Below are 7,060 nucleotides of genomic sequence, written 5' to 3'. Positions count from 1 at the left end.
GATAGAGTAGGGTCACCAACAGGAAGAGCGTTAAGATCGATCTTACCACCAGTTTCTTCAACTAATTCTGATAGACAGTTCAAGTGACCACCAGCACCATGATCGTGAATTGAAACAATTGGGTTGTGATCAGATTCAGCCATTGCACGGATAGCATTGCAGACTCTTTTTTGCATTTCAGGATTTGAACGCTGAACAGCATTTAACTCAATTGAGTTATTGAATTCACCTGTAGCAACTGAAGATACCGCAGAACCACCCATTCCAATTCGGTAGTTATCACCACCTAAAAGAACAACTTTGTCACCTTTTTTAGGGACATCTTTTTGAGCTTGCTCTAATCGGCCATATCCAACTCCTCCTGCTTGCATGATTACCTTATCGTAACCGTATTTTTTGTTGTTCTCGAAATGCTCGAAAGTCATTATCGAACCACAAATTAATGGCTGACCGAATTTGTTTCCGAAATCACTTGCACCATTTGACGCTTTGATAAGAATTTCTTCAGGAGTTTGGTATAACCATTTACGAGGATCAGTCGCGTTTTCCCAATTTCTTGTAGCTTCAAGTCTAGGATATGCTGTCATATATACAGCTGTTCCTGCCATTGGTAAAGATGCTTTCCCACCTGCAATACGATCTCTAATCTCACCACCAGTTCCAGTTGCAGCACCATTAAATGGCTCTACTGTAGTAGGGAAGTTGTGAGTTTCGGCCTTTAATGAGATGACAGTGTCAATATCTTTAGTATAAAAGAAATCTGCTTTGTCGTGAGAAGCAGGAGCAAACTGTTCAACTCGTGGACCTTCTACAAAGGCGCAATTGTCTTTATAAGCTGATACAATACGGTTGTGATTCTTTTTTGAGGTTTCTTTAATTAATTGGAAAAGAGAAGATTCTTTTTCCTCGCCATCAATTATGAAAGTACCGTTAAATATTTTGTGGCGACAGTGTTCTGAGTTTACTTGAGAAAAACCGAAAACTTCTGAATCGGTTAATTTCCGCTCAATCTTCTTTTCAACGTCTTCAAGGTATTTAACTTCTTCTTCGCTAAGTGCCAAACCTTCTTGTTTGTTGTAAGCTCTAATATCTTCGATGAAAATAACTGGATCAGCTTGCTTTTCAATAGTGAAAATCTCTTGATCTAAATTCTCATATGAGCTTTGAAGCATAGGATCGTACTGAGGATTCTCAGTGTCAACTTGTATGAATTCTTCTATACGAAGGATTCCGTTTAATCCCATATTTTGAGTGATCTCAACAGCATTGGTACTCCAAGGAGTAATCATCTCTTTACGAGGTCCTACAAACTTACCAGTTATAGTCTCGCTAGTTAGGATTTCAGCATCGCTAAATAGCCAAGATAATTTAGCTGTGTCAATTGCATTTAATTCGAGAGAACAATGTACTCCGTAATGAACTTTACCTTTTTTAAAGAATAGTATCATCTTAAATTTTTTATAAAAATTGGTTGAAAGCAGATTTCGCTGCAAATATAGTTAAAGAGTTTGATTTTGTTGAACCGAGATTGTGGAATTTCAATGTTTTTAATGCTGCTATTTGTGTAAAACATCCTTCTTTTTAAATGGGAAATAATATTTTCTTGATTGATCGGATTTTTAGATTAGAAGCTTAATGATGAGCTTATTTGTTTTGCTCGTGTTGTAAAGAGATATTAAATTGCGATGAATGAAATTGTGAGAGGCTAAATTGTTTATCGATTTTTCTACAATAAGGTCAAGCTTATAATAGAAAAAAAGTTTGAGAATTAATTATTTGTTATAAAACAGCTGACTCTATGTTGCGGAAACTATTCTTTTTTTTTAAAAAAGATGAAAACTATCTTCATTTGGTACGGCAAAAATTAAGATTTATGCAAAGGTTTTCGATTATGCTGATTTACATGTAGTTTTGCGCTTTATTTCGGAAGATTTTAAATGAGTTTGTTTTTGTAATCATCTTTGTATCAAATCAAAATGGACGATTAAAGCTTGCTGGTTTGAACATGTTGAAGAACAAGTATAATAATCAAAGAAAACGTTGATTATCGTCTTTGCTTTCAATATTTTTGTCACGAAAATTATTCAATCAAAATACAATTTAATTATGAAACCGACACATATTGAGCACATCGGAATTGCTGTTAAAAGCTTAGAAGAAGCTATTCCATTTTACGAGAAAGTATTAGGATTAGAGTGTTATGCTATTGAAGAAGTTGTTGATCAGAAAGTAAAGACTGCATTTTTTAAAGTGGGTGATGTAAAAATCGAATTGCTTGAGTCTACTGATCCTGAAGGGCCAATTGGCAAATTCGTAGCTAAAACTGGTGGAGGTATGCATCACTTAGCATTTGCTGTAGAAGATGTTCAGGAAGCATTGAATGATGCTGCAGAAGCAGGTTGTCAGTTAATCGACAAAACTCCTCGAGGTGGAGCTGAAGGCTTAACTATTGGCTTTTTGCACCCTAAGTCAACTCAGAGAGTTTTGACTGAACTTTGTGGAAATAAATAAGAATACTCAATTATAATATATTATAACTAATAGAAGTTATGGCTAGTCAGGATAAGATTAAGAAGTTAATTGACTTAAGAGCTGAAGCTAAACTTGGCGGAGGCGTGAAGCGTATCGAGTCTCAGCACAAGAAAGGTAAGTATACTGCTCGTGAAAGAATCGACATGCTTTTGGATGAAGGCAGTTTCGAGGAATTCGACATGTTTGTGACTCATCGTTGTACCAACTTTGGTATGGAGAAGACTAAGTTCTTAGGCGATGGTGTTGTTACAGGTCAAGGTACTGTAGATGGACGTTTGATTTTTGTATACTCTCAGGATTTTACAGTATTTGGTGGTTCTTTATCTGAAACTTTTGCACAAAAAATTTGCAAGGTGATGGATATGGCAATGAAAGTTGGTGCACCTTGTATTGGAATGAATGATTCAGGTGGAGCTCGTATTCAGGAAGGTGTAACTGCTCTTGCTGGTTATGCTGAGATTTTCCAAAGAAACATCATGGCGTCTGGAGTTATTCCTCAGATTTCTGCAATTTTTGGTCCTTGTGCTGGTGGAGCCGTTTATTCTCCTGCATTAACTGACTTTATCATGATGACTGAAGAAAAGTCATACATGTTCGTTACTGGTCCTAAAGTTGTTAAAACGGTGACTGGTGAAGATATTACAACTGAAGCTTTGGGTGGTGCACATATGCACGCTTCAAAATCAGGTGTTTCTCACTTCAAATTGGAAGATGAAGAAGAAGGTATCATGATTATTCGTAAGCTGTTATCTTTTATGCCATCTAATAATCTTGAAGAGGCACCACTTGTTGATTGTGCCGATCCTATTGATAGATTAGAGGATGCATTGAATGAGATTGTACCTGAGAATCCTAACATGCCTTATGACATGAAGGATGTCATTTATTCCATTGTTGATGATGCTGAATTTTTAGAGATTCACCGTCACTATGCAAAGAATATTCTTGTAGGTTTCTCTCGTATGGGAGGTCAGTCTGTTGGTATTGTTGCCAATCAGCCTAATTTCTTAGCAGGTGTTCTTGATATTGAATCATCAAGGAAAGCGGCTCGTTTCATTCGTTTCTGCGACTGTTTCAATATTCCAATTCTTACTTTAGTTGATGTTCCTGGATTTCTTCCTGGTTCAAGCCAAGAGTTTGGTGGTATCATTACTCATGGTGCGAAACTAATGTTTGCATATGGTGAAGCTACTGTTCCTAAAGTAACAATCACTTTACGTAAATCTTATGGTGGTGCTCACGATGTAATGTCTTGTAAGCAACTTCGTGGCGACCTTAACTACGCTTGGCCTTCAGCTGAGATTGCAGTAATGGGTGCTAAAGGTGCTATTGAGGTACTACATGGTAGAAAAATGATGGAGCTTAACGATGATGAGAAAACTAAATTCATCAACGAGCAAGAGATAGAGTATAACGAGAAATTTGCTAATCCTTACAATGCAGCTTCATACGGTTATATTGATGATGTGATTGAGCCTCGTAATACACGTTTTAGAGTGATTCGTGCATTCCAGTCTTTACAGACTAAGAAGCAATGTAATCCTGCTAAAAAGCATTCAAACATTCCATTGTAAAAAATAATAAACTATGAGTTATATCAATTTATTATCGATTGGAAGTCAGGGTGGCTGGACAATTGCCTTGGTTGGATACGGCATTGTATTTACCGCTTTGATAGCATTGGTTATTGTTTTTGTAAACCTGCCTAGGCTTTTGCAGATCAATCTTAGATCGAAGCTAAAAAAGCAAGGTAAGTCAAATGTTGAGGATTTCAATATTGAAGGAAATGTAAATGCAGCTATTGCTATGGCGCTTTACATGCATTTCGATCAAATTCACGATGAGGAAAGCAATATTATTACCATTAAGAAAGTAACTAAGAATTATTCTCCATGGAGTTCTAAGATTTATGGAGTAATGAATCAACCAAGATAAAACGATGAAAAAGTTCAAATTTACGATACGCGGACAAGAATTCGATGTTGACATCAAAGAGATCGAAGGTTCAAATGCTCAAATTGAAGTAAACGGTACTGTTTACGATGTTGAGATTAAAGTTGATGAAAAAGCTAAGAAAACGCCTCAGTTTGTTCGTAAGGCTGTCATTAATAAGCCAGGTGAAGGTCAGATTCAGAAATCTGCAGGTGCTTCAGCAATTAAAGCTCCTCTTCCAGGTACCATTATTAAAATTGGTGTTGCTGTTGGTGACGCAATTAATGTTGGTGACACAGTACTTGTAATGGAAGCCATGAAAATGGAAAATAACGTATTGGCTGAAAAAGCAGGTACTGTTAAAGCTATTAAGGTAAATGTTGGAGATGCAGTACTTCAGGATGATGTACTTATTGAAATAGGGTAAATCAAATTAAGTCAAATACAACGTAATGAGAAACCTATATAAAATGATATTTTCACTTGTTTTGATGCTAGGGATGGCTTTTTCATCTCTAGCTCAAAATACGGGGACTGTCAAAGAACAATTAACTGAAGGGAAATGGATTAATCATCAAGATGGTTATATTCCAAACGCTTTAGGTGATGAAAGTAGAGGAACAGTAAAACGTTATAAAATTTTTGAATTCAAAGCGGACAAGACGTTCACTATGGATTCAATTAAGCAGCGTTTTACAGGGCACTGGACTATTGAGGCTAATAAGGTTATTATGACCTTTAATAAGCAAAATGTTCAGCACCTTAGTAAGAACAGAAATCCAAACTCAAACACCGGATCTTATTGGATATCTACCGAAAACCTTGATTTAGGGACACGTGTAGCTCATATTAGTGATGATGTTCTTAAGTTTGGTGACAATGCTGAATTTAATTGCGCTCATGAGTCAGATGCCGTAGTTGGATTGAAAAATTTCTATGAATTTACTGGTTTTGCTAATGTAACGGCTGGTCACTTATTAATGATGCTAATCGGGATCTTCTTCCTTTTCTTAGCCATTAAATACGATTACGAGCCATTATTACTTATTCCTATTGGAACAGGTATTTTGATTGGTAATATTCCAATGTTCCAAGCTGTAGACTTTAACTTAAAGTTAGGTGTTTATGAGCCAGGGTCAGTGATGAACCTGCTTTATTCAGGTGTATTGCAAGGATGGTATCCTCCTTTGATTTTCTTAGGAATTGGTGCTATGACTGACTTCTCTTCATTGATTTCAAACCCACGTTTGATGATTCTTGGAGCAGCAGCTCAGATTGGTATCTTTGCTACATTCTTGGGTGCTCTTTGGTTAGGCTTTGCGCCACCAGAAGCAGGTGCTATTGGAATTATTGGTGGTGCTGATGGTCCTACAGCTATTTTCTTGTCATCTAAACTTGCCAATGGTATGAATGTGATGGCTAACGGAGAAACAGTGAAGAACTTGATCGGTCCTATCGCGATTGCAGCTTATTCGTATATGGCCTTGGTTCCAGTAATTCAGCCTCCAATTATCAACTTGTTGACAACTAAGAAGGAACGAATGATTAAGATGAAAGCACCTCGTGCTGTAACTCGTCTTGAGAAAATTATGTTCCCTGTTATTGGTCTATTGTTAACAGCTTACATCTCACCAACTGCGGTTCCATTGTTGGGTATGTTGTTCTTTGGTAACTTACTAAAAGAATCAACAGTAACTAACCGTTTGGCTGAAACTGCAAGTAATGCTTTGATTAATGTTATTACAATCTTGCTAGGTGTTACCGTTGGTGCATCAACTCAAGCTGATGTATTCTTGACTCCTGATTCAATTTTGATTTTTGTATTAGGTGCTGCATCATTTATTGTAGCAACAGCTGGTGGTGTATTGTTTGCTAAGGTAATGAACATACTATCACCAAAAGATCGTCCTATCAATCCAATGATTGGTGCGGCTGGAGTATCTGCTGTTCCTGATAGTGCTCGTGTGGTACAGGTGATGGGATTAGAGAATGATCCAACAAACCACTTGTTAATGCATGCAATGGCGCCTAACGTATCAGGTGTGATTGGTTCGGCAGTAGGAGCTGGTATTCTATTGAGTTTCTTAATGTAAGAGTTATTCTACATTTTGATAGATATATTCAAAAACACCTCTGAAATTCAGAGGTGTTTTTTTATTGTCATTTTTTTTGAGCAAAAACTTGCTGGAACGTAGAGAATGCCTATATTTGCATCGCAATTGACAAGGATAATGCTTAATGTTTATTTTCCGATTTGTTTTTTCAATAACGATTGAGAATAGAGCGTAAATTGCGAGAATAGCTCAGTTGGTAGAGCACGACCTTGCCAAGGTCGGGGTCGCGAGTTCGAGTCTCGTTTCTCGCTCAAATCAGTTTTTCTTTTCTGATTTATATAAAAAAAGAAATTGCGAGAATAGCTCAGTTGGTAGAGCACGACCTTGCCAAGGTCGGGGTCGCGAGTTCGAGTCTCGTTTCTCGCTCAGATCAGTTTTTCTTTTATGATTTATATAAAAAAAAGAAATTGCGAGAATAGCTCAGTTGGTAGAGCACGACCTTGCCAAGGTCGGGGTCGCGAGTTCGAGTCTCGTTTCTCGCT

6 protein-coding genes and 3 tRNA genes are annotated in these 7,060 nt (G+C 37.2%); 8 read left to right on the top strand and 1 reads right to left on the bottom strand.

Going from position 1 to position 7,060, the window contains the following annotated elements; genetic code table 11:
- Nucleotides 1–1,448 (bottom strand): AIR synthase-related protein (locus tag ABY905_RS12220; RefSeq protein WP_372644285.1); only part of this gene is annotated, 1,448 nt, incomplete at its 3' end.
- Between the two features lie 658 nt (nt 1,449–2,106).
- Between ABY905_RS12220 and mce the strand changes: the two genes are divergently transcribed.
- From mce to ABY905_RS12180, 8 genes are all read left to right on the top strand, one after another.
- The gene (mce, locus tag ABY905_RS12215) at nt 2,107–2,511 is read left to right on the top strand and encodes a methylmalonyl-CoA epimerase (protein ID WP_372644282.1); all 405 of its coding nucleotides are present in this window, start codon (nt 2,107–2,109) and stop codon (nt 2,509–2,511) included.
- Nucleotides 2,512–2,549: 38 nt separating this feature from the next.
- Nucleotides 2,550–4,106, top strand: a complete 1,557-nt coding sequence (locus tag ABY905_RS12210; RefSeq protein WP_372644279.1) for an acyl-CoA carboxylase subunit beta — start codon at nt 2,550–2,552, stop codon at nt 4,104–4,106.
- 13 nt (nt 4,107–4,119) lie between these two features.
- Nucleotides 4,120–4,467 (top strand): OadG family protein, encoded by a 348-nt coding sequence (locus ABY905_RS12205; RefSeq protein ID WP_372644276.1) that lies wholly within the window; start codon nt 4,120–4,122, stop codon nt 4,465–4,467.
- A 4-nt stretch (nt 4,468–4,471) separates the two neighbouring features.
- A complete protein-coding gene (locus ABY905_RS12200) occupies nt 4,472–4,891 on the top strand; it encodes a biotin/lipoyl-containing protein (RefSeq protein ID WP_372644273.1) in 420 nt (139 codons plus the stop codon).
- Nucleotides 4,892–5,444: 553 nt separating this feature from the next.
- Nucleotides 5,445–6,557: a sodium ion-translocating decarboxylase subunit beta gene (locus tag ABY905_RS12195; protein ID WP_372644287.1), complete on the top strand. Its 1,113-nt coding sequence runs from the start codon at nt 5,445–5,447 to the stop codon at nt 6,555–6,557.
- A 199-nt stretch (nt 6,558–6,756) separates the two neighbouring features.
- Nucleotides 6,757–6,829: transfer RNA gene (locus ABY905_RS12190), tRNA-Gly, on the top strand.
- Between the two features lie 42 nt (nt 6,830–6,871).
- A tRNA-Gly gene (locus tag ABY905_RS12185) sits at nt 6,872–6,944 on the top strand.
- A gap of 43 nt (nt 6,945–6,987) precedes the next feature.
- Nucleotides 6,988–7,060 (top strand) — tRNA-Gly (locus ABY905_RS12180).

The organism is Ancylomarina sp., from assembly GCF_041555295.1.
In the GTDB taxonomy this organism is placed as follows: domain Bacteria; phylum Bacteroidota; class Bacteroidia; order Bacteroidales; family Marinifilaceae; genus Ancylomarina.
This window is presented reverse-complemented; position numbering and strand designations above follow the sequence as displayed.